The organism is Candidatus Thermoplasmatota archaeon, from assembly GCA_022848865.1.
Classification (GTDB): domain Archaea; phylum Thermoplasmatota; class Thermoplasmata; order RBG-16-68-12; family JAGMCJ01; genus JAGMCJ01.
In genome coordinates this window covers 1-576 of sequence record JAJISE010000118.1, presented here as the reverse complement: position 1 = coordinate 576, position 576 = coordinate 1, and the positions used below count along the sequence as shown (strand labels likewise).

Below are 576 nucleotides of genomic sequence, written 5' to 3'. Positions count from 1 at the left end.
ACCTTGGCCGGCGTCTCTTCGTCGTCGCCGTGGTGGTAGGCGTCGTCGCTCACGGAGAGGTCGTCCGTCCCGGCCTCCCGGAGGGGGCCCAGCCAAAGCGCGGCATCCTCCGCGGCCGTCGCCCAGTAGCAGTTGGTTACGATCCCGGCCTTGAAGCCGCGCGCCCGCGCCATTTTTAGCCCCTCCACCATCAACGGGTAGTAGAGGAACGGCTCGCCGCCCTCGTAATAGATAAACCCGATCGTGCCGAGTTTTTGGGCCTCGTCGAGGACCGCGCGAAGTTGCTCGAGCGTAAACGTCCCCTCCGCGTGCGAGCCGCAGTACAGGAAGCAGTGGTCGCACTCGAAGTTGCACGCGTACGTCAGAAGGAAATGTAATCCCTTGAGCATAACCGTATCCCTTTCGCCGTTACAACTCTTTCGAGTCCGGCGCGGCCCCTTTCAACCGCTTCCCCATGCTCACGCGCTCCTCCACCGCGTAACCCAATCCCTCGTAGAAGGCCACCGCCTCGCGGCTCGAGGCGCGTACCTGAAGGTTGAGTTTGGGACAGCCCGCGGCCGCCAATCGCTCCTCGAC

General features: G+C 63.9%; 1 protein-coding gene. It reads right to left on the bottom strand.

Annotated features, from left to right (window positions below):
* Nucleotides 1–389: radical SAM protein (locus LN415_09960; GenBank protein ID MCJ2557402.1), on the bottom strand; the 389-nt coding region annotated here is incomplete at its 3' end.
* Nucleotides 390–576: the final 187 nt, after the last annotated feature.